Below are 25,555 nucleotides of genomic sequence, written 5' to 3' on the forward strand. Positions count from 1 at the left end.
TATAAGCTATACCGCTACCCCCTGCTTCATCGCCAGCGGTGACTGTCCAAAACGTTGTCGGAAAGCGCGGCTGAAATGAGCCGCGCTTTCAAAACCACTTTCAAAAGCGGCATCTGCTACCGGCTTGTCCAGGTTGGTAAGCAGGTGAAGCGCATGGTTGAGTCTCTTTTCAATCAGCCACTTGCCGGGCGTTGTTTGATAGAATCGTAAAAAGTCACGTTTGAAAGCAGATAAACTACGGGCACTCAACCGGGCAAATTCTTCCAGTCCAAGATTAAAACGAAAATTATCTTCCATCACCCGTTGCAGCGATACACTTTGTGATCCCTTTAGTAGAGAGCAGAAATAAGATAATAGTTCCGTGTTGGATGGGTTGTCGGCAATGGTGAGAATCAGCTCCCGAAACTTAAGCTCCAGTAAGGCGGGGTCTGGTTCCCGGGCCGAATCGAAGTGAGAAAGCATCGACTGGAAAAAAGATTGTACCGGCTCACTACTTTCAATAGGGATCACCGGATCGTGGCAATCTGTAGCTTTATGAAGAGGTACCGACTTTGACTTCAATACTTCTTGAATAAATTCGTCAGGAATAAAGAATACTTCCACGCAAAAAGTAGAATCTACAAAATGCTCCACAATACAGGCGCCTTTCTTCACCAGCACACAACTGCCTTTCTTCAACTCATATGAACCTTGGCCTGTGTGCCAGATACGTCGGCCTTCCATGACGTAAACAATATAGTTATAATGACTCCAGAAATCTTCGTACTTGACCTTGTACGAGCAACTGATAGAAGTGATAAGCGATTCCCGGCAGGTAAACTGGCGATAGTAGCTGGCATTAGCCGCTATTTTCTCGTATATATTGTACATCCCCTTTGAATTAATAGTACAAAAGTACTATTGGAGGCATCGGAGGCTACTCCCCAGAAATGGGGGTAGCGGGTACCTAAAAAAAGAACCTGACACCTCATAGGAGGGCAGGTTCTTGAGTAGGAATGGACCGTCAGATCATTTCAGAGAAAAATTGGACGACAGACTTTGACCCAGCACATTAGCGCCAGCCTTGGTGCCCTGTTGTAAACCTGCATCGATAGAAGGTTGGTAATGAATGCCGCCATATAATCTTGATTGTCCTGCTTCCTTGGCTATGGCCATAAAAGAAGTGTAAGAGCGTGGAGGAAAGCCCATATAATCATACGTGTGATCAGTGAAATTTTTAACGTTGCCGAAGAGTTCTTCGAAGATAACCGCAGCGCCTGCTGAAAGCGCTGAGTGCGCAGAAGGATACTCGGGATGCGCAGGAGTAGCTATGAAAGAATTCCAGCTGGTATAACCCATTTTTTCACGGATGTACGTGATGGGGCGCACGAGGTTGTAGGTGTACTTAACCTGGAAGCAACCGATCAGCGCATCATTGCCTGCCGCGCCGGTAAGCGCATAAGCCATAGCGGCTTTGGCCAGCGAAGCATCCGTTTGCTGCACGGTTTGCAACAATATACTCAGCCAGTGACCGGGAGAAGACACACCGGGAATATCACGCCAGAAAAGCGACATATTGTTTTGATCGGTAGTCAGCGTCAGCGAAACATCATATACCTGCTTAACCATTTTATAAAAATGAGAATTCGGATCAGTTGAATAAGCAGGCGGAGGACCGGGATTCGTATTCACGAGACTTCCTGCCACGATAGGCCTGTTTTTGCCCCAATAAGGCGTAGCTGGTGCAGCATTGGCCGGAGGAGTAGGCTTCCATAAACCTTCACCAACAGGAGGTGTATAAGGATCGTTGGCATTTTTATAACCATCCGTTTCTGCCCAATTGAATACAGCGGCAGCAACAGCTTTGCCATATTGCGCAGAAGCAGTTAAACGCTCCTGGTTAGCCTTTGAAAGAAAACTTTCATTTAGCGCAGTCTCCAGCGAATCGATAGCGGCTTTATCAGCAGCACCGGCATTGGGAAAGAAAGACCGGTTAATTGCTGCCAGTGAAGCATTGACATTGGCAGGCCAGTAAAATTTCTTGGCATGCGTAGTTTGAGGAAGACCGGTAAGCCCATTCCAAGGGCGCTTCCAGGAGTTGCTGGGAATACCCGGTGTGATGGACTCCCAGGCAGCAATACCTGAGTAAGCATAATGACGCGTAAAACCATGGTTGGGAACACCAGTCGTATTCTTCATCAACCTGAGCTGCAAAGCCATCCATTTTTCGACCACATCAGCTGGGTAATCAGCCGGGTCATCCTTGCCTGGGCGAGGGTCCCAGGGATCATTTTTACGGCAAGAAGTAAAAAGTAATAAGAAGAAAGCAATAGATAATGCAGAGACAAGGCGCTGCCTGTTCATCGTGTAAAAAGATGAGCACATAAAAAAACGTGTTTGATTGTTAAAAAAAGGGTCTATTGATTGGATGGCAGACCTTCAAGGAATAATTCAGGACTGCAATTTGGGAAGATTTGCGAAACCAGCGTTGCCCCTGGAGTTCAGAAAATTGACTGTAAAGTTCCAAAATCAGTTATATTAGATAACACTATGACAGATAGAGAGAAAGCAGAACAGATATTCCGGTCGGCGGTGGTAGCCGTGCAGCCAGCCCAACTAATGCAAGCTAACCTGGCTGTTAACAACGATGTGCTTATGATCGCTGGTCATGCCATCTCACGTTCATCATTCAACAAACTGTATATAATAGGCGCAGGTAAAGCCGCTGCAGCCATGGCGGTAGAAGCAGAAAAGATAGTAGGTCACCATATTAGTGAGGGCATTGTTACTACAAAGAATGGACATGCCCTGCCAACTAAAAAGATAAAAGTGATGGAGGCAGCACATCCTGTTCCGGATGAGCAGGGTGTAGAAGCTGTGAAACAAACATTACACTTGTTGGAAAAAGCAACAGCCAACGATGTAGTCATCTGCCTCATCAGCGGTGGCGCTTCAGCGCTGTGGTGCGATGTGCCGCCAGATATTACCTTGTCTGAAGTACAGGCCACATTTGATCAGTTGATAAGATCAGGCGCAGATATTCATGAAGTCAATACGGTGCGCAAACATTTGTCAGGGATCAAAGGTGGGCAGTTGGTGCGGCATGCCAATGGAGCCAGGATATTTTCATTGGTCATTAGTGATGTACCTGGCGATGACCTCGAAGCAATAGCCAGCGGTCCCACAGTCGCAGACCCATCCACCTTTCAGGATGCCTATGCAATTCTCTCTCGCTATGATCTGTTGCCAGTGTTGCCAAAAAGCGTGCGGGAGCATATAGAAAAAGGTAAGCAAGGAGCAATTGCAGAAACGCCCAAGCCCGGTGATCCACTTTTTAATAATACCGTCAATAAGATCATTGGTAATAACCGCATAGCGGTGGAGGCTGCTGCTCAACAAGCGACAAACATGGGCTATCATGTCTACATCATCCGCCAATTGATTACAAGCAATGCAGCAGACGAAGCAAAAAAGTTAGTGGCATTGGCTTTGAATTATGAGGAGTCTAAACCTGTCTGCATCATACAAGGCGGAGAAACAACAGTAAAAGTAACCGGCAAAGGGAAGGGAGGACGAAACCAGCATTTTGTACTGGCGGCCCTTGTCGAATTGTATAAAAAAGATAAGTTGGATAAAATTTGTATCCTGAGTGGCGGCACAGACGGCACAGACGGTCCTACAGATGCTACAGGCGCAGTGATCGATCGTAATACCTGGGTGGAAGCCGAAAATCAGGGACTGGATATGGAAACATATTTTAATGATCAGGATGCTTATTATTTTTTTCAACGTACAAACAGTCTGATAATAACCGGTCCCACACAAACCAATGTAATGGACCTGATGATGGCTATTGTACCATAAAATTGCATAGATGACAACAACCTGGTATCTGCTGCTATTACTTGTTGCCAGTATAATATTCATTATCTGGATCACGGCGCACAAGAAGGTCAACGCATTCTTTGCCTTGTTGTTGGCTGCATTGGGAGTAGGACTCTTAAGCGGCATGCCTTTGGGAAATATAGCCACTATACTCAAAGCAGGATTCGGTCACACAATGGAGAAGATCGGACTGCTCATTTTGTTTGGGACCACGCTTGGCGTCATACTGGAAAAGACAGGAGCTACCATCAGCATGGCCAATGCCATATTGAGGATCGTAAAAGAAAGCAATGCACCGGCAGCGATAGCTATAACAGGATTTATTATCGGGCTGCCCATATTCTGTGACAGCGGCTTCATCATCTTGAGTGGATTGAACCACTCACTGGTGAAGAAAACACATTACCGTATGCCGGTAATGGCGGCGGTATTGGCTACCTCATTATATGCCGTTCATTGCCTGGTGCCGCCCCATCCCGGCATCACGGCAGCAGTGGGCACGGCAGGAGGCGATCTGGGAATGGTAATGCTGTGGGGAATAGCCTTGTCTATCCCCGCCACGCTGGTAGGATATATATGGAGCGTGTGGCGTGGCAAAAAGGTGGACCACGATTACATAGAGTCGGCAACAAATGAAACGATCGCAAAGAAGATACCACCGGCAGGTCGTTCCTTTTTGCCGGTTATACTGCCTATTGCTTTGATTGCAGCCAAATCAATATTGCTACTTTTTATATCAACACAGGAAGCAACACGTAACATCGCTTTGCAGATACTGGCGTTTGCCGGAGACCCGGTAATAGCCCTGGCGATCGGTATTGTGGTGTCGCTTACCCTTATACAAAAAGAAGACAGGAAAGAATGGTCCCACTGGCTCACCGCAGGTGTGGAGAAAGCAGGCATGATACTCGCCATCATTGCAGCAGGAGGCATGTTTGGCGAAATGCTGCAGGCTACAGGCATGGGAAAAAATTTAGGCGACCTACTTGGAGGATTATCACTCGGCATCTTCTTTCCCTTCCTGATGGCTGCTATCCTCAAAACGGCCCAGGGCTCCTCTACCGTAGCAGTGATCACGGCGGCATCGTTGATCACGCCACTATTGGCCAACCTGGGATTGCAGTCGCCCACGGCATTGACATTAACCATATTAAGTATGGGCGCCGGCAGCATGGTAGTAAGCCATGCCAACGATGCCTACTTCTGGGTCATCAGCCGCTTCTCCAACCTCGAAACAGCCGCTACGCTCAAAGTATACAGCGTCGCCACCTTGTTGATGGGACTGACAGTACAACTGTTCATTTGGGTGCTCTTTATGTTATTAGGATAATCAGACTACGTTGTTACGGGATATGATTTTTATGTACATGAAAAATCGCGGAAACGTGCTAAATTGTAATAATGAAAATCTGCGTAGCACAAACAAAACCAGTAAAAGGCGATATTCTCCAAAATGTTGAAGTACACAAAAGGTTGATCGCGTTGGCCATTGACAATAGTGCAGACATGATCGTCTTTCCTGAATTATCTGTTACGGGCTACGAGCCAGAACTGGCAAAAAACCTCGCAACAAACCAGGACGACAACCGACTGCAAGATTTTCAACAACTAAGTGATAACAACAATATTATCATTGGAGTAGGGATGCCTTTGAAACAGACTGCAGGAATAACGATCAGTATGATCATCTTCCAGCCTCACCAGCCCCGGCAAACCTATTCCAAGCAACACTTGCACGAAGATGAGTTCCCCTATTTTGTAAATGGACAGGGGCAGGTATTCCTTAATGCGCATAGCAATACCATTGCACCCGCTATTTGTTATGAACTGTCAGTACCCGAACATCCGGAATATGCCTATAAGCACGGCGCCAACATATACATTGCCAGTGTAGCCAAAACAGACAGTGGAATGGAAAAGGCCAATAAGATATTGGCAGATACTGCCCGTAAATACGCAATGACAGTGTTAATAGCCAATAGCCTGGGGCCAAGCGATAACTTTATAGGCGCCGGTAAATCTGCTATCTGGAATAGCAACGGAGAATTATTAGCACAACTGGACGATACCCACGAAGGCATATTGATCATTGATACAGAGACACAGGAAGTAATTGCTATTCAAAATCCACCTCAAACAAAGACTTCATCTGCCGTTCATTGACACTGCGCGGTATTCGCCTGAACATAAAGTCGCGTATCCCTATCAGCCATTTGTTTTCCCATTGAGCAACCCTGCCAACGATCCGGGAAGTATTTACAATAGCATGCGTTCGCTTAAGCCGCCTTTGTTCAAAACGCCTGAAAGCAGCGGGTATATCAGTGGCGCCACGCAACTCATCGGCCAGTACTACGGCATCTTCAATAGCCTGACAGCCCCCCTGTCCCATATTTGGTGTAGTGGCGTGAGCAGCATCCCCTGTCAGCACAATATTACCATAGGCAAAATGCCGCAACGGTTTCAGGTCAATGATATCATTCCAAATGAGGTCTTCGTCTTTCGTTTGTTGAAGAATGACAGGAATAGGCGCATGAAACCCGCCAAAGTGCTTTAACAGATCTGCTACCTTGTATTGCCTGAAGCGCGGATCATTTTGCGGGCCATTGATGCAGGCATACCAGTAAATTTTATTGTCGGCCAGCGGAGTGATACCGAAGCGGCCCTGTTGGCCCCAGGTTTCAGAAGTTTCACTAAGCTGAAGACCAGAGTTATCGATCACGGCCCGCCAACAGGTATAACCGGCATACCGTGGTTGAGCGTCCGGTAGCAAAGAACTGCGTACAGCAGAATGCACACCATCAGCGGCTATAAGGAAATTAGTCGCATGGGTGGAGCCATCATCGAAAGAAAGCACAACCTGGTCAGTTTGTTGATCGAGAGAAGTTAAACGCTTATTGAGATGAATAAAAGACGGGTCAATCTCCGACTGCAAAAGCGCATGCAAAGCAGCCCGATGGATCGTTAAATTACCAATGCCATACTTTTCACCAAGCACTTTACTGTCCACCCGGGTAATGGGTTTTCCATGCTGATCATAAACAGTAAAGAGATCCAGTAGACGACCCTGCTCAGTCACCGCCTCCATCATATCCAGGCGTTTGAAAGCCTTCAGTGCATTGGCGCTAAGCGCCAGGCCGGCGCCGATAGCATGGATAGCAGGAGCAGCTTCAAAAATGGTCGATTCAATACCGGCGCGTTGTAAAGCAATAGCGGTAGAAAGACCGGCAATACCACCGCCGATGATCGTAAAAGATGCAGGCATGTAAAATTCCCTCCTCCGGGTAGCAGGGTAAGCCGGCAAACGCCAGGCTACACCCTTACATGCAAAAATAAATTGACGCCCGCAGATTCCTGCTCCACGCTGATATTTCTTTTAGGAATACCCGCTTCCAGTGCCAGTTCCGTTAGCTGGTCGGCAGAACGATGATGCAGATACCAATCGCCGAAAAGCTCCATGAAAGAACGGCTGGGATTTTCGGAATTGAAATTACCGATAATGATCTCGCCACCAGGCAAGGTCCAGTTGATGAACCGGCGCAGTATTTTCACAAAAACAGGGTCGGTAAAATAGTCAAACAGCCCCGCACTCCACACCATATCATATTGAGCAGCGGCTTCATACCGGAATATATTCTTTTGAATGAACCGGATACTGTCGAGGTTTGCTTTATTCAACTCTTTGGCATAACAGATGGCCCGGTCATCAGCTTCAATACAGGTAGTGTCGAGAATGCCGGGTTCGATCAACGGATACAACTCAGCCAGGTCACGGGCTGGGCCGCTGGCAACATTTAGTAAGCTAAAGGTGGGTTTACCGGCAAGGCGATCGAGCATTAACTCCTTAAAATAAAATTTACGGTTACGTACAGCCTGGCAGGCAGCCTGGCTATGCCACAAAAGGTCCCATTTGGCAAAACGCTCATCTGGAGTAACATACTCCCGATAAATCTTATCGATGATCATAAAGTCACCGGCATAACCATAAGGTCTGCTGATCGAATGACCATGCAAGGTTGTATCGAGGCATTCCTGGCTAAAACTTTGCAGTAAGATCTGTAGGTCGATATCACTGAAATGACCTGCCTTATGTGCGGTATGTAATTCGTCGGCAATTTGCGCAAGTTGATCATATTCATTCGTTTCAGGTCCACCTTGACGAATGATCCTTTGCAGAAAAGTAATAGGCTGAGATAATTGAACATTAGCGGTAAGCATACGGCAAACATTTTAATGAGCCGTAAAGATCGCCTGCCGCTACTGCCATTTATACCGCCACTTAACGGATGGAGGGATCTACTTAATGGATTTCTCCGGATACACCATGATCAAATGCGTACGTATAGAATCAGGCGTAGGGCTACTCTGACCATTGGTCAGTAAGGCGATCTTATTGGAAGGAAGAGCTGGCATATGGCAGTCGATACAATTTTGAGAGAGCGTGGCAACAGGTAAGGAAGTCAGCTTACAAAAATTATGACCAGCTTCAGTATGACAGTTCATACAGCGTTGAGACAGCACCTGTAAATTATCCCTTTCCGTAATATGCGGATTGTGACAGGAAGAACAGTTCATGCCCTTGCTTTTCCGGAAACAGGCACTGGCAGTGAACAATTGATATTGATTGCCATGCACGTCTATCTCACTCGCTTTGGTGCTCCTGGTAAAATCGGGATAATAGTAATCAGTAAGCTTGTCACCCGGTTTAAAACCAAAAGCCGGTTGCTGAGGAGCCTTTAATCCCGAGTGACAAATAGCACACATGTCCAGCTTTGCCTCGTTGCCCAGCGAATCGATCTTGGTAATATACATGGCCTTCTTTTCCTGAGGATGCTCCGTATGAAAAGTTACATGTTGAGCTGCAGGACCATGACAGCGTTCACAGTCGATGCCATACACGACCTTGTTTTGTTCAAATACCTCGGTAGCAGTTACACCTTGTGTTTGTAGCGCTTTCACTCCTACCATAGAACTATGACAACCAAAACAAGTACTGGGAATTACGCGGTCGAACTTGGGATGCGTAGCAGGAAAGCCAGGACTATTGGCCCAGCCATGGGCGGGCACAAAATAAGAAACAGGCAATTGAAAATACTGCCCTTGCTTCCAGTACAAATAAGTTTGAGCCTTACGCCCCGATCCAATGACAATATCGAAAGGATGACTCTCACGCAGTTCACCATTTGCATAGCTCGATTGAAAAAGCCCGTCGGAACGGTCTTCCATAACAACCTTATGAGCTGAACTATAAGTGAATACATTACCAGGTGCGGCAAAACCTCCTTTCACCGATTGAGCGTTGCCCGGATGAGAAGTGTTGAAATGAGCGGTAGAAATGTATGAGTCGTAAACAGCCTTGTGGCAACTGGCGCAAGAGGTAGGCCCTGCAAACTGGTTACCCCTGATATCCGATGCTGGCTGCTGATTATTAACGCACTGCGAAAAGAAAATAATACACACTACAATAAAGCAGAATACATACAGCAGCCGTTTGTTCATAATGAGGAGATGAAATTTAAATATACTGATTCCATGTCCTTTTCGACAACTCAGCGGACTTAATCTACAGGTCGGCAGAAAAAGGTCGCTCAGGCGAAATACAAAATACACATTTGCATCGTGAAACAGCAAGCAACAACAGCCATACAGAAAAAGTATACCATGAAAAAGATACAGATCATTGGATGCCTGCTGGTGATGCTGATGCAGACAACAATAGCAGGGATAAGCGGAGAGGGAGACTTTAAACAGGTAAAACAGGAAAATGGAGTAACCCTGTACGAACGATGGATCACAGGGTCGGAAGGCGAAAAGATAAGAGAAGTGAAAGCCGTGTTCACAGCCCGTACAGATGTGGAATCAGTAGTTAACCTGTTGACAGATCAGACAAAAGGAAAACAATGGAATACCAATGCCCGCGACTACAACGTGATAACGACAGGCGTCCGTACTAATTGGATCACTTATATCCGGTATAATATACCATGGCCCATGGGCGATCAGGATTGCTGCCTGTCATACCGGGTAAGTAAGGACGCCTGTAATCCGCGGGCTGGTACCATAAGTTTTGAAAGCACCATCAGCAACCAGTTCCCGGTTACGTCGTCAGTTACCCGCATCGCCGGCACTAAAGGAAGATGGCAGTTGGAAGACGCGCAGAATGGTACTATTAGAATTACGTACATCGTATCGACCAGCCGCAACAAAAAAGTGCCCCGCTGGATAGCAGACCCAATAGTAAGAAACAACCTTGTTTCCACAATGACGACCTTCAGAGATATCCTGGAAAAACAATGAGCGTTAATAGAGTAACAGTGCCAGCAAAGCAGCACAAAGCGTATTGAGAAAGTTAACGAAGTCATTACCAATAAAACGTCTGCGCTCCAGCGCAGCACCCAAAACAGAATCTGCGAGATTACCGACAGTGCTGGCAAGAATGATCAACCAAAAGTAATAACCAAAACCGGCGAACAAAGAGTAGATCACGGCGATGAAGGCGGCGCCTGCTATGCCAAGCAGCGTGCCTTCGATACTCACCACACCATCCATTCCCTGTTGATCCTTCTTGAACGAGAGCACATTGTAAAACTTACGACCGTACACCATTCCCAGTTCCGAAGAAAGCGTATCGGCAGTGGCAGAAGCAAGACTGGCAGCAAGCATCAAAACATATAGTTGCTCATTCGCTTCATCTGTTACGGCCAGGATGCCACACAAGGCAGCAACGCCACCATTGGCGAGCACCTGACCGGTATTCCTTTTTTCCGAATGTGGACCGGCAGCACGAATGCTGGCCTTGATAGATTTCTTGTGCGAAGTAGCGAGAACACCCAAAACAAAAAAAGCAACCAGCGACAGGAATCCTATAAGGTCACCACCGGCATAAACGGCAAAGCCGGTCAAGCCACCCGTCAGCGCAGCCGGAACGGTTAGCTTGCCGGCCTTTACGCTCAGGATCATACCGGTTAACACAATACCGGTAACAACAAAATCGATCGGGGTTAGCAATAAAATATCCACCGGACGAAACTAAATAAAAAGAGGACGTAACCTATGTCACGTCCCCAAAAAGAAAAGATAGATATATGAAATCAACGAAGAGCTTTGAAAGCTGCGTGTATTTCCGAGGTAAAAGCCTGAGATTACTCCCATGCAGCAAAGTGACCACCCCTATCGGATTTGTTGAAATAGATGAGCTTGGGATACGCCTGAACAGTTCAGCCTTTAGGAGCCGCGTAAATCTCGTCAGGAAACACACTCACCGCCATCCCTTTTCAACCTATCAACTTGTCAACTTCTCATTTTAACATTTCCTATGGGCAATAAATTCCGGCCACCCCTCGTTTTTGCGACCGCAAAAAGTAATGCACCATTTTTTGTAACCTTCTCTTAATGAATTCATAAAAGCTGCACCAGATAGCTGCTTTAGGTTTTCTTTATCATTCAGCAGCAACAAAATCTTCTACATTTATTAAGAACAACCCTTCCTGTATTTTTTGAATGCACAACCGGCTTAATATGAATAAGAGACCAGGCAATTTTTTCGGTGCCGTGAAAAATTGGTTGATCCCCGAAAGCACGAAGGATGAACCAGTGCCCGTCACCAACAATGACATCCTGAAGGAACTACTCGACTGCTTCGACGATTCGTGCAGGACCGAATCAGTAGGCGCAAGCCTGGTGTTCAACATGCACTACCTGGTGATACTACACCCCGATGTGTACGAACAAAGACTGCCCTCCTTTCCGGTAGTAGTAAAAGAAGCAGTGAAGATGTTTTACAAAAAACTCCAGCAATACAAGAAGAACTACGAAGACCTCTCTCCGGTATCCTCACATTGGCAGTTCAGGTTTGGACCTGCATCCGATTTCAACAATGAGCGCCTTGGTCCCTACGATATGAAAGTGATTGGCATGCTCACCGGCATCAAGACCGGCAGCATGGGAGGCGAACGGCGTCATACGGCCAAAGTGACTATGAAATCGAAAGCCACCAACGTATTCGATAAAATGGACATCAACCTGGAAGTATTGCGACATATCCACTTTGCGGAGAGCGGCAGCTTTACGGTCAAGTTCACCAACGATCTCACGTTGGGAGGAGGCGTAACGTTGAAGCAGGCGCGTAACATGGACAATGGCTACGCCAGAATAGAATATTTCATGGGCGATAAGAACAAAGGCGATCACTACATTATGAGAGATACGGAAATAGTGATAGCCCGTAAAGAACCCGAGAACCAGGGCTACAGCAACTACCTGCTGATAGAGTCCAGCTACGTATCCAACCCCCACGCCCGCATCCGGTTGAATGAGACCACCGGGAAATTTCAGATAGCGGCATTCAGTTCCAATGAAACCAGGGTCAACGAAGCAGTCATCGCGAGGAGCGATGCCTCCAGCCCACGCTGGTTCGACCTTGAGCCCCAGAGCCAGATCATGTTGAACGGAATAGTTACCCTTGAATTTAAACAGCAACAATAAATATGACAACCGTAATCACTACCACGGTACTACTGTTGTTTGTAATTATTTTATTAACGCGGCACTTTAAAAACCTGCCCCGATAAATGAAGAATCTGATAATCAGCGGCAATACCGATCCAGGCAGGCGTCGAAAAGAAAACGAAGACGCTTGGATAGCCCGGCAGCTATGGACTGCCGATAAAGCCTTGCTGGCCGTGATAGATGGAGTAGGAGGATACATGGGAGGCGATAGGGCTGCGGCCATTGCCCGCGACAGTATAGAACAATACATGCAGGAGCCTAAGGGCGATACTCTTACGATGCTGCGCGAGGCGGTAATTTTTGCCAACAACCGTATAGTAGAAGAAAGAAAAAAAGACCAGCACATCAGCGAAATGTGTTGCGTGCTCACAGCAGTGGTGGCCGATGCAGCGGCACAAACCATTTACTTTGCCCACGTTGGCGATACGCGTTTGTATCGTTTCAGGGAAGGCAGGTTGCAGAAATTGACGAGAGACCATTCCTTCGTTGGCATTCGCGAAGATGCCGGAGAAATGACAGAGCTGGAAGCCATGCACCATCCCCACCGCAACCAGATATTGCGGGAGGTAGGATCAGCTACACATCGGCTCGATGATGAGGACTTTATGGACTATGGCAGCGATGACCTGCTGCCGGACGACCAGTTGCTATTATGCAGTGATGGCCTAACCGACATGATCACCATGCAACAAATGACCACCCTGTTGTCGACGGGGCAACCATTGACCAGCAAAGTCAATAGCCTTATCGCCCTCGCCAACGAAATGGGCGGCAACGACAACATCACCGTGGTCTTGCTGAAAAACAAACAGACGACTACAAAGAAGAAGTCAAACCCTGCCACACCAGTTATTCCGCAAAACGGTACACCATTACCCGTAGCAAAAGTAGAATCAGATGCTCAGCTCACGATGCAGAACACAGAACATTCAACTGCTAACCCTGAGTCATCCACTGCCGATTCACGACTGCCGACTGCCGATTCTTCTCGCACTTCCTATGCTCCACCAAAGATCCTATGGATTATACTCGTTATACTCCTGGTGGCTGCCGCAGGCTGGTATTTTTCACCACCCGGCAAGATCGCGATACTGCCATCAGCCGTAATTAAGGTCGACAGCGTTCGGGCTACACCTGCTTCGTCAAGAGTAAGCCATCCCGCTGTGCCCGGGCCTGTTGTAGTGGAAAAGACAGACACCTTACGCATTACCACTACCCAAAGCTGGGAGCGACTAAAACAATACGCTGACAGTGTAGGCAAAACAGTAGTTATCATGCCGGCGAAAAAGAATAACACAAAATTTGCCGCCATCAGCATCGACAAACATTCAGCCGAGCCTGGAGACACCCTGCTCATAAAAGACCTCCGCATAAAAGATTTTGAGACCGGCATCAAAGTACAAGTACCCGTACTACTCAAAACAGAGAACCTTGTGTTCGACAACATCAAATATCCATTCAACAATCTTGTGAAAACCGACAGCAGCCATACCTCCCTATTGATTATGAACAACGTCAAGCGATAACCATGGCCACTTCGATTTTTAGAGAGTATTTCAAAGGATACGAGATCCTGGGAGAGCTGGGCCGGGGCAATGCACGGGTATTGAAAGGAAGAAGCATCCACACAGGAGAGCTGGTCGCCATCAAACACTTTGCATTCAATACCGACCCCGACACCCTGCGCCGCTTCCAGCGTGAGTCGGAGATCATGAAGTCTATCCAGCATGATTACATAGTAAAGATACAGGAGGTACACCTCGATGCAGAGTTGCCATACATTGTAATGCAACTGGTAGAAGGCGGCGACCTGCGCAGCCTGTTGAGGATACATCAAACACTCGATATCCCAACCGTCATCAGGTTGGCGCACCACATGACCGAAGCGCTCGATGCCATCCATGCAAAAGCAGTGGTGCACCGCGATGTGAAGCCGGAAAATATTATGTACCGCAAGTTGCCTTCGGGAGAGATACAATTCTTGCTCACAGATTTTGGCATCGCTAAACTGAGAGAGCAGTCCGAAACAATTACGGTAACGGGAGCATCCATGCTCACCTATGATTATGCTTCCCCCGAACAATTTAACCAGTCTAAAAACGTATCGACACCTACAGATTTTTACTCATTGGGCGTAGTTTTATACGAATGCCTCACAGGCTTTGTGCCATTTGAATATGAGCAGAATGACCTCCTGATGCACATCAATCGGGTCATTGCATCACCGGTACCTGCCCCGCGCCTGCCTGCCCACCGCACGTTGCCACCCAGCCTCATGATGCTGCTGGAAGAATTACTGACAAAGCAGGGCACACATCGCTTGTCCGATCCGGTACGTGTACGTCACCTGCTGAAGATGGCAGCCATCGAAGATTTGCGAGGAACAAGCATCGCGCCACCTGCTACACAGGGCAGAACAATGAAGTATGAGGCGACAGTAACAACACCCCAACAAGCACCCCGTAAAAAAAGTGGTATCACATTCTTTGCGTTTGTATTCCTCCTGATCGGAGTAGCAATATTCTTCTCCTGGACCACGCTCATGAAGTCTAAAGCAGAAGCGGCAGAAATAAAGTCGCCGGATCTGAATCCTTCCCATGTACGGGAAGTAAAATACCAGTTGCCATCAAAAACCAGGAAGTACCCCATTACCCCTATACAATCATCAGAGCTCACAATAACATCCACTGAAACAGAAGTACCGGAAAGAATACAGCCCAAAGCAACAACAGTAGACCTGAACAATGGATACTACTACAATGATTTTAGCGATGAACGCGATACGGTATGGGATATAGGCCGCGATGAAACAAGCGAGTTTAATTACAAAGACGGTAAGTATGTGATGAAAGGATTAGCAGATAGCCTTAGCTATTCCAGCGCTATAAAGTTCAACCTGGATATAGAAAAAGACTTCGCCATATCCGCCAATGCTACACACTGGGGCAAGGGCGGCGGCGATCCGTTTGGTATCAACTTTTGTGGCGATCAGGAACAGGATTCCTACTTCGTTTTTTACATCACCTCCAACGGGTACTTTTCAATAGGAACACTGATACAGGATGAATGGAAAGTATTAGTCGATTGGACACCATCAGCCAATATCCACCCGGATGCAGGAATGAACATGCTGACCGTTGAAAAGCAAGGCGGATTACTACGCTTCTACATCAACGATCAGTTGGAAAAGATAATGGGCTTCCCCGGAGGATACGGCAACTATTTCGGATTGCGCGTCGATGGCGCCCAAACCGTATCCTTCGACCAGTTCATTGTAAAAGGCAACCAATAAAAGAACCAGGAACACATGCCCCAACGCGAAAAAAATACAGGTAATTCAGCAAAAGAAGGTTGGCTCCTCCTCACAGGCTCGGCATTGATCCTGCTGTTTCTCTTTTTCAACCTGTACAGAGCACTTACGCCCCAACTGGAAAAAACAGCGGCAGCCCTGCGCGAAGGCCGCGCCCTGAAACTGGAACAGCTGATCAATAAAGACGTACTGAAAAAAGTAATAGCCGATGGAAACTATTATACCGACCAGCGCGATGTAAACCTGCTGGCCGATTCACTGGCAGCTAAATTGATGACCATTGGTGAGCCCGATAACCTCGGCGCACTCAACAAAAGCGCTTACGCCATTACCGCTCCGCTGGCATGGGAGCCGCATATGGGAGGAGTGGAATTTCGCGACAGACTAAGAGCGTCACGACAAAGACTTGGGTTCGATTCTGCTTTATACGTACAGGAACTCACCAGCCCCGTCAGCAGTGGGTTGTTTGGAGGTTCGTCGTCTACAGGTGAGCAGGTGTACGGTGCACCGCACGTCGAAGGACAACGAGCCGCCACGGGAGATCAGGAAATGACGGGGCGGGTCCTGTACAAAGATCAGCCCATGGAAGGAGTGCTGGTACAATTGAGACAACACATCCCTTCCCTCGAAGAAGATTCACTTGCACCGGTAATGGGATACACACGTACCAATGCAAAAGGCGAATTTACCTTCAAGGGATTGATACGAGATTCTGGCTACAGCGTACTGCCCATGAAACCGGGATACGAATTCGGCAGCCGTAAAGGCATTAGCAGATTAACCCAAAAAACAACATACACCTTCGCAGCAAAGCCCCATAAAATAAGGCTCATCGGTTCTCTTGTGTATGGGCAGCTGAAAGAAGATGGCGTGTTGATCGTGCGGACACCGGAAGATTTTAAAACGAGCTTCCAGATTATAGCAGGCGGCCTCATATTAGCCTTCTTCATAGCCCACCTCATCACATCAGTTCGAAAAAAACGCCCCGACGTTTTTCTGCTGCCGGTGCTCCTGCTATTAAGCGGCATATCGGTGATCACACTCTTCAGCATTCAAAACCCGCTTACAGATTCCCTGCATGCCTTCCAAACACTCCAGGGCATAGTAGCTGGATTAGCAGCATATACGATACTAAGCAGCATTAACATAGGAAAACTCTATACACGCTGGTGGTTCGATGGCCTGTTCAACTTTAAGAATAGGAACACATACCAGCAAAAAGGATGGACCTGGCTGACGATGGCTTTGTTGCTGGCAGTGGCCACTGTATTGATAGGAACAGGGCCTGAAGGCAGCGGCGTAAAAGTGAACCTACAGCTGGGAGGATTGACCTTCCAGCCAAGCGAGATCACTAAATACCTGCTGCTGTTTTTTCTTGCAGCATTTTTCGCTGCCAACGAAGAACACATTCGAAACTTCACCGACATACGTTCGCGTTTTTACATCAACTGGGGCGTGTTCCTCGGCATAGGCGCCATCTTGGCTCTTTATCTGTTCATGGGTGATATGGGGCCGGCATTAGTAGTATGCTTCACCTTCCTGTTCTTTTACAGCATTGCCCGCGGCAACCTGCTGTTCACGGTGCTGTCGGCATTGACCTACGCCATACTGCTATGGCAGTTGCCGGGTTGGATGGCTACTGTAGCAGCATTACTATTGGTATTGATTGCATCATTGGTACAGGGACACCTGCGCAGCAGCAAATGGTATGGCGCTTTCGCAGCCATTGCCGATGCACCGGTCATCGTGATTATGGTTATCGCTGCCTTTGCATTTGGCGATCAGGTACCCGGCATTGGAGAGCGCTTAGCCGATCGCAAAGCTATGTGGCTAAGCCAGTGGAATAACGATGTGTTTGGAGGCGATCACCTGGCCCACAGCTATTGGACACTATCTTCAGGCGGATTGTCCGGACAAGGCATTGGCCGCGGATTCCCCAATACGATGCCGGCAGCACACACGGATATGATTCTACCGAGCATTGGTGAAGAAATGGGATGGTTGGGCCTTGTGGCCGTGCTGTTGTTATTCGGCATACTCATTCATCGCACCTTCCTGCATGCCCGTCGTTCAGGACAACCCTTTACCTTTTACCTCTGTGCAGGTATTGCCATCACTATCGGCATACAATTACTGATCATAGCGGGTGGTTCTATCGGCTTGCTGCCACTTACTGGTGTGGCAGTACCATTCCTCAGTTACGGAAAAATATCACTCATCATCAACCTGGCTGCCCTGGGTATCGTAGCGGGCATCTCAGCCCGCGAAGGACAGGAAGTGCAGCGAGAAAAAGTACAAAAGAGTTACGATCCGGTATTGACAACCGGCATAGCCTTCTTCCTGGTAGGTATTATAGTATTGGCAACGAAACTATTCTTTGTGCAGGTCGTCGATCGGGATGAGTACATCGTAAAACAGGCACGGGTGGTGATGCGCAACGGCGTGCCAATATACAGCTACAACCCACGCATCGATAAACTGATGCGCCTGTTAGCAGCCGGAAACGTGTACGACCGCAATGGACTTGTAGTGGCAACCAGTGATGCCATCGACATACAGCAGAATATTGATTCACTCCAAAAGGCGGGGCTCACCGGTGCAGAGCTGCGGGAACTGATGCACAAACGCGTAAGAAGATACTACCCCTTCGAAGAACAACTTTTTTTCTGGACGGGCGATTACAACACCCGTCTGTTCTGGGGACAAGCCAACGGATATTTTGCAGAATCGAAACACCTCACAGCCCTGCGTGGATTTGGTGTCACCCGTGAGCTGCAGGATTCAGTATATACACTTTACCAACCCGATCGCTTCACCAAGCCATTCTACAAAACAGTGGCGATGTCGCGCTATGACTATACTGCGCTTGTAGATGGCCTCAAAGAGGGCATCGATAGTAATTCTACTGCCATTCGGAAGATAACAGACAAAGACCGAAATATACACCTGACCCTTGATGCAGCCCTGCAGGTAGAAATACAAGATTCACTGAGCCATAGCCTCTTTAACAATAAACGCATCTCTGTAGTGGTGCTCGATGCTTCTTCCGGCGATGTGTTGGCTTCGGCACTATATCCCTTAGCCAATTTGCAGTCACCCGAACTCATGGAACTCCCCGATAGAGAACGCAACCGGCTCGAAATGCCCGTTACTGAAAGAGACCTGGGCATGACCTATGCCACAGCCCCCGGCTCTACAGCCAAGATATTGACGGCTATGGCCGCGTTAAACAAAATGGGCATGGCGGCAACAGAAGTAAAATATACCGACATATACCGCCCGGAAATATTCCGCGACAATAAAAAAGAACAAGAACCATTCATACCCAAAGTGCCATTTGTAGATATGCACGAAGCCATCGTAAACTCCAGCAACATCTACTTCATCCGCATGGCCAACGAAAATTACCTCGAAGAAGAAATGGCGAACCTATACCTCGCTACAGGTATGAACCTTGAACAACGGGGCGGCTACAACTATATATATGGCAACGATCAGCTGAAGCGGTCCGGCAACCTCGCAGCCTGGAGAAATACAGTGCTCAACAACGACCACAAGCAATACAACAATCCTAAATACACAGGCACCACCAAACGGTACCGCAGCGATTTCTCAGGCATAGCCTGGGGACAAAGCGTATTGACGGCCACGCCTGCATCCATGGCGAGGATGGCTGGCGGCATTGCCAACAACGGCATCATGCAGCCATCACGCTATGTATTACAGGAGGCCGGACAAAAAGAACCATCGAAGGAAGGAGTTAAAATAGCCAAAGACACAGCGTACGCTGGATTGCTCAAACGATACATGATCGACCAGTCCAGCACACCAGGAAAACTGAAGATCAAAGACACACGCGTAGCAGGTAAAACAGGTACACCCGAACGCATCGTGAAAGGAGAACTGGCACAGGATGGCTGGTACGTATTCTTTGCGCCCAGAGCCGACGGCACATCCACCACCGTCACATGCATACGTATCGAAAGCGGGCAAAGCTCTGCCAACGCGGTACTATTAGGAAACACGATAGCCAAAATATTACAACGAAGAGCTTACATAAGCTCCTATTAACAAAGCCGTGATAAACAAAATACAGTTGGACCAAAAAATTGAACAATGAAAAACTTGATCAACAAACTGAAGAAAAGCTTTGGGCTCGTAGACGAAGAAGAAACAACAACAGTCGAGCAATCCACAACTGTACGTGAGGAGAAGCCCATTTCATTCGTGCCGGCTACACCCATGAAGCGAGATGCCATCATTAAGTTCATTATACAGGCGTTGAATCCTTATGTGGATGAAAAAAGCATGTCGGTAGCTGGCCTGCGCTTCTACATGGTTTGTGCCGATCAGGAACAGGAAGAAGCCGCACGCATTGCACTGTATACCGATAAGCCTGGCATGTTCAAAACAGAACAGTTGGAAAGAAAACTCCTCAACCATTTTATACAATTGGAACCCGATTGGTTCTTTGAATACCAGTTGCTGAAAGACGAATTGCCCGAAGGATGCATACAGCAGGGAAACTTTGGTTTGAAAGTGATCAGGGCAGGAGACCGGGTAGTAGAGAAATTTTCAACAGCCTGCCTGCAGGTATTGGTAGGACAGGCAGAGCAATTCGAATACATCCTCGATCCACATACACAACTGAGGTTCAATATCGGCAGAAGCAAAACACCACAATTGTCAACCGGTAAGGTGCAATTGAATGATATAGTATTCCTCGCAGTAGGGGAGCCAGGATTTGATGAAGTGGCCGGCCGTGCCAACCTCCACGTGAGCCGCAACCATGCCTACATCGTCTACGATCCCAAAACCGATAAATTCTTACTCTATCCCGACAAAGGAGGCCTGCCCGACAGTGGCAACAAGATCAAAGTACATACGGTCGATGATAAAATAAAAACCCTCAACATGTACGGCATTGCCCACCAACTCCAGGAAGGCGACCAGATAGAGCTGGGCGGAGAAGCAATCCTGCGATTCAAGAAAAATTAAAAGGACAAAACGGACAATTCGGCCAGTTTGGCCAAAACGTCCAAAACCGGACACCCGCATTTTATTACACCACTTTTATTAATTACGTTTGTCCTGATCTGACAGAAGGGCGTGAAACAGATATCTATCAAGCATAGATTGTACCGGACTTGACAGAATGGCAACTAAAGCAGACCAGGTAATAGCGAGATAGAGGCAGGATAGAGCATGGATGCTCCGTAGATACTCCATAGATACTCCTGGGATAGTGCATATAAATAGCGTACTTGAAAAAAACGAGCAGTTTTCACCAAAAACAGCCTCCATTATATTGCCTCAAACTGTTTGTGAAATCAATACGCTGCTGTATTCGTATTGCCCGGCCCTTTAGGGCCGGGATCAGAAATCGCTCTCTCTTGGGCTTTAGCCCAATTCCTACAACACCAATCTTTCGTGTAGCTTCTCCAGCGTTGCCACCGGATCAGTACAAAATCCCGGATGCACTTTCGAACATTGCACAATAGTACTGCGCGTAGCAGTTAGCCAGCGAAAGCGCGAGGGCACATCCAGTTTGGCAATAGGGCCGCCTTCAGCAAGCCCTTGGCAGATATGATCGAAAGCGCATAGATAAGCTTTGACCTCTTCCACATCCAGCTTGGGACAAAAAGCCTGTAAACGACCGATGTCCAAAGCATAACGCATTTGCAGAAAAGGAGGACGCTTGCAAAAGAGCACAACCCCCACATTGAGGAACTCCTCCCGTTCAACCCGGGGCACCACGCGGATCACCGCATACTCAAATAAGAGATGATCTTGCATGTTGAGCTTCTTTTACAAAAGTTTGAGAGGACGCAATACGGGTTAATAAAAAGTTCACATACACTTCCCGGCGGTCAGCGGCAGACTCATCAGTAACGTTATAGATAAGCCATTCATCAGGCACCAGACCAACGATGTGCCGGATACGTTCTTCCGTCAGCAGTGGCGCATAAGCTGCATCAACAGCTTCCAGCTCACTGGCCTGTGGCAACAACACATGATCCTTGATAGGTGTAAAAGGACGTTTAGCCTGCTCTTCCCAGTTGGACCAGGAATGATGAAAATACAGCGAAGCACCATGATCGATCAGCCACAACTCTTTATTCCACACCAGCATATTGGTATTGCGGGCAGTGCGGTCAACATTCGTTAGCAGACAATCGAGCCAAACGATCTGCGAGGCCAGCCTCGAAGGCAATTTCATAACAGCGGGGTCATAAGTAATAGAGCCCGACAAATAATGAAGCCCGAGGTTGAGGCCTACACTGGCTTTCAGCAAGTCTTGAATTTCTTCATCGGGCTCTGTACGGCCAAAGGCAGAGTCGAGCTGGGCAAAAACAATCTCAGGGATCTTTAAGCCCAGCAGCCGCGCAATTTCACCGCCGATCAGTTCTGCGATCAATGCCTTGACCCCTTGACCTGCCCCACGGAATTTGAGCACATACAAAAACTCATCATCAGCCTCCGCGATAGCCGGCAAAGAACCACCTTCCCGCAAGGGAGTGACATACCGTATCACCTGAACCGTTCTGAGAACCGGAATATTGACCATAAAGAATAGACCACTGTTTACGAAACAACAATTTACAGTTCAAAACAACGCCTCAAATTAACTCCAAATTCTGTATTCTGAATACTGTATGCTGAATTCTGTATGCTTCTTCCTAATTTCAACCCCTAAATCGGCGTTCATGGCGGTAACACCGTTATTGGAAATAGGGAAAGGGGTGGCGAATGTTCCATTTGAGATCCATACCATGGAATGGATAGCACAAAACAGGTTTCACCAGAATGAAACACCCCACCGCCATAGCTATTTCGTGATCATATGGATCAAAAAAGGCTCCGGCGTTCATTTCATAGACGTAGACAAATACGATCTTGAAGATGATACGGTCTACTGCCTCACACCCGGACAAATCCACCTGCTCAAGCCAGAAGGTATCCCCGAAGGATATGTAATATCCTTTACCGCCGAGTTCCTCAACTTGGGAGAAGACAACTTCAACCTCCTGTTCAATACAGGCCTCTTTTATACCTTTTCCCATTCACCGGTCATCAAAGTGTCGGCAGAGATGGCCGACGATATGGGCGGCGTAGTAGAGAAGATGATGAAAGAATACGCCAACTTCTTCCTGCTGAGGTCCGAAATATTGAGAGGCTTCCTTAAAATATTCCTGATCTACCTTACCCGTCAGTTTGAAGGAGCCGACCCACATGCACAACAACCCAGGAACATCGAGCTGGCCCGGAAATTCCTGACCCTGCTCGAGCAACAGTTTACCACCAAAAAAATGGTGGCCGACTATGCCGACCAGTTGGCCGTTACGCCCAATTACCTCAATGAAGTAGTTAAGAAAGTATCGGGATTCCCTGCCAGTCATCACATACAGCAGCGCATCGTATTGGAAGCGAAGCGGCAGGCCGCTTATTCCGACATCAGCATGAAAGAAATAGCCTGGCACCTCGGCTTCGATGACGTGGCCCATTTCAGTAAATTCTTCAAGAACGTTTCCGGCACCAGCTTCTCCGACTTTCGCAAAGAGCTCACTTCCCGGTGAATTGCCCGGTCCTTTAGGGCCGGGGCTACAGTACAGTCTCTTCTCTGGGCTTTAGCCCAATTGTTCTCACTCACCTCTCCCGTAAAATATACAAAACTTGCCTCTGTTTGTCAATGGTAGTTACCGGTTAGTACTATAGCTTTGTAAGTAAATAGGTAACTTGTAAGGCTATGCAGACACCGGATTTCTTTAGCAGAGATATCAGTTGGCTTTCTTTCAATGAACGGGTATTAATGGAGGCGGGAAGAGACACAGTGCCATTAGGCGAAAGGATCAAATTCCTTTCCATCTATTCCTCCAACCTCGATGAGTTTTACCGCGTCCGGATGCCGGCCCTGATGGCATTACAAAAGATCAACAAGACCAAAACCGGGAAAGATACAATCTATACTGGCGCGTTGGAAGAGGCAAAAGCCATCATACACCGCCAGCAGGAACTGTTTGGCAAAACCATTGCCGGCATTACCCCTTTGCTGGAACAGAAGGGAATCAGGCTGTTGTACAACCAGCCCATCCCGGAGGAGATCATGCCGGGACTTACCGAATACTTCTTTACACAGGTGCTGGCATTTTTACAGCCCGTCAACCTGGCCAGCATCCGGCCCGACTTCTTCCCCGGCAACAATAAATTGTACATGGTCGTACAGTTGCAATACGCCGGAAAAGAGTCAGGGTATGTGATCATTAACATCCCATCCGATGCCTTGCCACGGTTTAAGTCCAGTACCGTAAACGATACAACGTACATAACTTTCCTCGAAGATATTATCAAACAACACCTGCCCTACATGTTCCGCCAGGCCATGGTGGCAGGCGCGTGGAACTTTAAGATCACCCGCGATGCAGAGTTGAGCCTCGAAGATGACTTTGCAGAAGATATGGCCGAGAAGATAGAGAAGCAGATCATGAAACGCGATTACGGTTTTGCCACCCGCTTCTTGTACCAGCCGGGCATACCGCCAACTGGCTTGGAAATGATCATCGATAAGTTTGGCTTGGCCAAAGCGGGCATCGTGGTAGGAGGCGCATACCACAACCTCAAAGACCTGGCATCGTTGCCCCTCAACAATAAAGTGCCACAATACGAATCCTGGCCGGCAAGCATCCAGGAAGCCACGGGCAAAACCCGCTCCCTCTTTGAAGCAATAGCGGCGAAAGATATAATCATCCATCCGCCCTACCAGTCATACAACACCGTACTCCGGTACTTCAACGAAGCCGCCATCGACCCGGCTGTGTCGGAAATATATGTAACCCTATACCGGGTGGCGGATGATTCAAAGATTGTGCAAGCCCTTATCAGTGCTGCCCGCAATGGCAAGCAGGTAACGGTGCTGGTAGAATTGAAAGCCCGGTTCGATGAAGCCAACAACATCCGCTGGGCGCGTAAGATGAAAGAAGCAGGCGTAAAGATCATTTATTCAGACCCCGCATTGAAAGTACATGCCAAAATAGCCCTGGTGAAGCGAAAAGATAAAATTGGCACATACTATGCAGGACTGTTGGCTACAGGCAACCTCAATGAAAGCACGGCCCGCTTTTACACAGACCATATATTGCTTACTGCCGACTATGCCATGCTGAATGAAATGGAACAACTGTTCGTGCACCTCAGCCAGCGTAAGAAGACAGGCAATACCAACATGAAATTCAACCACCTGTTTGTAGCACAGTTCAACCTGCAGCAGGCATTTATGGATAAGATCGACCGGGAAATAGCGTGGGCACGTCAGGGCAGGCCGACAAAGATCATTATCAAGCTCAACAACCTCGAAGAGAAAAAACTCATCAGCAAGTTGTATGAAGCATCCCAGGCAGGTGTGCAGATCCAGTTGTTGGTAAGAAGCATATGTTGCCTGGTGCCCGGCGTGGTAGGAATGAGCGAGAACATTACCGTGAGGCGTATTGTAGACCGCTACCTGGAACATGGACGCGTGTTCATCTTCCACAATGGCGGCGACGAAGAAATATACCTTGGTTCAGCCGACTGGATGGACCGCAACATATATCGGCGCATAGAAGTTTGCTTTCCCATATACGATAAAACCGTACAGCAGGAAATCAAAGACCTCATAGACCTGCAGCTCCGCGATACAGTCCAGGCAGTACAACTGGACAGCCGCTTGCAAAACCACCCGATAGAAAACACAGAACAAAGCATCCGTTCCCAGGAAGCCATCTACCAATATATTAAACAGAAAGCAGCCAATCTGGCGTAACTTTAAAACACCGGAAGGCAACTGACGAAACAAATGACTCGTAGCAAAAGGCTCACGGCTCGTCTTAGATCGTTGCTCCA

The 25,555-nt window shown here is 47.8% G+C and carries 19 protein-coding genes; 11 read left to right on the forward strand and 8 right to left on the reverse strand.

The window, feature by feature from the left end; genetic code table 11:
* Positions 1 to 6: 6 nt before the first annotated feature.
* Both AC5JBY_RS08030 and AC5JBY_RS08035 read right to left on the reverse strand, forming a co-directional pair.
* On the reverse strand, positions 7 to 870 hold the full coding sequence (locus AC5JBY_RS08030) for a helix-turn-helix domain-containing protein (RefSeq protein WP_495904050.1): 864 nt from the start codon (positions 868 to 870) through the stop codon (positions 7 to 9).
* Between the two features lie 138 nt (positions 871 to 1,008).
* On the reverse strand, positions 1,009 to 2,364 hold the full coding sequence (locus AC5JBY_RS08035) for a vanadium-dependent haloperoxidase (RefSeq protein WP_495904051.1): 1,356 nt from the start codon (positions 2,362 to 2,364) through the stop codon (positions 1,009 to 1,011).
* 165 nt (positions 2,365 to 2,529) lie between these two features.
* Here AC5JBY_RS08035 and AC5JBY_RS08040 point away from each other — a divergent pair, with 165 nt between their 5' ends.
* The 3 genes from AC5JBY_RS08040 to AC5JBY_RS08050 all read left to right on the forward strand — a co-directional run bounded on the left by AC5JBY_RS08040 (position 2,530) and on the right by AC5JBY_RS08050 (position 6,027).
* The gene (locus tag AC5JBY_RS08040; protein WP_495904052.1) at positions 2,530 to 3,843 is read left to right on the forward strand and encodes a glycerate kinase type-2 family protein; all 1,314 of its coding nucleotides are present in this window, start codon (positions 2,530 to 2,532) and stop codon (positions 3,841 to 3,843) included.
* 10 nt (positions 3,844 to 3,853) lie between these two features.
* Positions 3,854 to 5,194: a GntP family permease gene (locus AC5JBY_RS08045; protein WP_495904053.1), complete on the forward strand. Its 1,341-nt coding sequence runs from the start codon at positions 3,854 to 3,856 to the stop codon at positions 5,192 to 5,194.
* Between the two features lie 71 nt (positions 5,195 to 5,265).
* A complete protein-coding gene (locus AC5JBY_RS08050) occupies positions 5,266 to 6,027 on the forward strand; it encodes a carbon-nitrogen hydrolase family protein (RefSeq protein ID WP_495904054.1) in 762 nt (253 codons plus the stop codon).
* Here the strand turns inward: AC5JBY_RS08050 and AC5JBY_RS08055 are convergent.
* The 3 genes from AC5JBY_RS08055 to AC5JBY_RS08065 form a co-directional block, all read right to left on the reverse strand.
* Positions 5,981 to 7,126, reverse strand: coding sequence for an FAD-dependent oxidoreductase (locus AC5JBY_RS08055; RefSeq protein ID WP_495904055.1), 1,146 nt, complete (start codon positions 7,124 to 7,126; stop codon positions 5,981 to 5,983). The genes AC5JBY_RS08050 and AC5JBY_RS08055 overlap by 47 nt on opposite strands.
* A 47-nt stretch (positions 7,127 to 7,173) precedes the next feature.
* The gene (locus AC5JBY_RS08060; RefSeq protein ID WP_495904056.1) at positions 7,174 to 8,079 is read right to left on the reverse strand and encodes a class I SAM-dependent methyltransferase; all 906 of its coding nucleotides are present in this window, start codon (positions 8,077 to 8,079) and stop codon (positions 7,174 to 7,176) included.
* Positions 8,080 to 8,157: 78 nt separating this feature from the next.
* The gene (locus AC5JBY_RS08065) at positions 8,158 to 9,360 is read right to left on the reverse strand and encodes a multiheme c-type cytochrome (RefSeq protein ID WP_495904057.1); all 1,203 of its coding nucleotides are present in this window, start codon (positions 9,358 to 9,360) and stop codon (positions 8,158 to 8,160) included.
* 120 nt (positions 9,361 to 9,480) lie between these two features.
* Between AC5JBY_RS08065 and AC5JBY_RS08070 the strand changes: the two genes are divergently transcribed.
* Positions 9,481 to 10,158, forward strand: a complete 678-nt coding sequence (locus AC5JBY_RS08070; protein WP_495904058.1) for an START domain-containing protein — start codon at positions 9,481 to 9,483, stop codon at positions 10,156 to 10,158.
* 3 nt (positions 10,159 to 10,161) lie between these two features.
* Here AC5JBY_RS08070 and AC5JBY_RS08075 read toward each other — a convergent pair whose 3' ends face one another.
* Positions 10,162 to 10,881, reverse strand: coding sequence for a DUF92 domain-containing protein (locus AC5JBY_RS08075; RefSeq protein ID WP_495904059.1), 720 nt, complete (start codon positions 10,879 to 10,881; stop codon positions 10,162 to 10,164).
* Positions 10,882 to 11,379: 498 nt separating this feature from the next.
* Between AC5JBY_RS08075 and AC5JBY_RS08080 the strand changes: the two genes are divergently transcribed.
* The 5 genes from AC5JBY_RS08080 to AC5JBY_RS08100 all read left to right on the forward strand — a co-directional run bounded on the left by AC5JBY_RS08080 (position 11,380) and on the right by AC5JBY_RS08100 (position 20,677).
* Positions 11,380 to 12,345 carry an FHA domain-containing protein gene (locus AC5JBY_RS08080; protein ID WP_495904060.1) on the forward strand — a complete coding sequence of 322 codons (966 nt, stop codon included), beginning with the start codon at positions 11,380 to 11,382 and terminating at the stop codon, positions 12,343 to 12,345.
* Positions 12,346 to 12,431: 86 nt separating this feature from the next.
* Complete coding sequence (locus AC5JBY_RS08085) at positions 12,432 to 13,895, forward strand: PP2C family protein-serine/threonine phosphatase (protein ID WP_495904061.1); 1,464 nt, start codon at positions 12,432 to 12,434, stop codon at positions 13,893 to 13,895.
* A gap of 2 nt (positions 13,896 to 13,897) precedes the next feature.
* The gene (locus AC5JBY_RS08090; RefSeq protein ID WP_495904062.1) at positions 13,898 to 15,661 is read left to right on the forward strand and encodes a serine/threonine protein kinase; all 1,764 of its coding nucleotides are present in this window, start codon (positions 13,898 to 13,900) and stop codon (positions 15,659 to 15,661) included.
* Between the two features lie 15 nt (positions 15,662 to 15,676).
* Complete coding sequence (locus AC5JBY_RS08095; protein ID WP_495904063.1) at positions 15,677 to 19,750, forward strand: FtsW/RodA/SpoVE family cell cycle protein; 4,074 nt, start codon at positions 15,677 to 15,679, stop codon at positions 19,748 to 19,750.
* 45 nt (positions 19,751 to 19,795) lie between these two features.
* On the forward strand, positions 19,796 to 20,677 hold the full coding sequence (locus AC5JBY_RS08100) for an FHA domain-containing protein (RefSeq protein WP_495904064.1): 882 nt from the start codon (positions 19,796 to 19,798) through the stop codon (positions 20,675 to 20,677).
* Between the two features lie 414 nt (positions 20,678 to 21,091).
* On the opposite strand, the gene AC5JBY_RS08105 is transcribed toward AC5JBY_RS08100, so the two are convergent.
* Together AC5JBY_RS08105 and AC5JBY_RS08110 are read right to left on the reverse strand one after the other, a co-directional pair.
* Positions 21,092 to 21,475: a DUF3037 domain-containing protein gene (locus tag AC5JBY_RS08105; RefSeq protein WP_495904065.1), complete on the reverse strand. Its 384-nt coding sequence runs from the start codon at positions 21,473 to 21,475 to the stop codon at positions 21,092 to 21,094.
* Positions 21,453 to 22,247, reverse strand: coding sequence for a HipA family kinase (locus AC5JBY_RS08110; protein WP_495904066.1), 795 nt, complete (start codon positions 22,245 to 22,247; stop codon positions 21,453 to 21,455). The genes AC5JBY_RS08105 and AC5JBY_RS08110 overlap by 23 nt, the downstream gene beginning before the upstream one ends.
* A 139-nt stretch (positions 22,248 to 22,386) precedes the next feature.
* On the opposite strand from AC5JBY_RS08110, the gene AC5JBY_RS08115 reads away from it, so the two are divergent.
* Both AC5JBY_RS08115 and ppk1 read left to right on the forward strand, forming a co-directional pair.
* Positions 22,387 to 23,256 carry a helix-turn-helix transcriptional regulator gene (locus AC5JBY_RS08115; RefSeq protein WP_495904067.1) on the forward strand — a complete coding sequence of 290 codons (870 nt, stop codon included), beginning with the start codon at positions 22,387 to 22,389 and terminating at the stop codon, positions 23,254 to 23,256.
* Positions 23,257 to 23,426: 170 nt separating this feature from the next.
* Complete coding sequence (ppk1, locus tag AC5JBY_RS08120) at positions 23,427 to 25,475, forward strand: polyphosphate kinase 1 (protein ID WP_495904068.1); 2,049 nt, start codon at positions 23,427 to 23,429, stop codon at positions 25,473 to 25,475.
* The last annotated feature ends 80 nt before the right edge of the window (positions 25,476 to 25,555 follow it).

This window comes from Paraflavitalea sp., assembly GCF_059502485.1.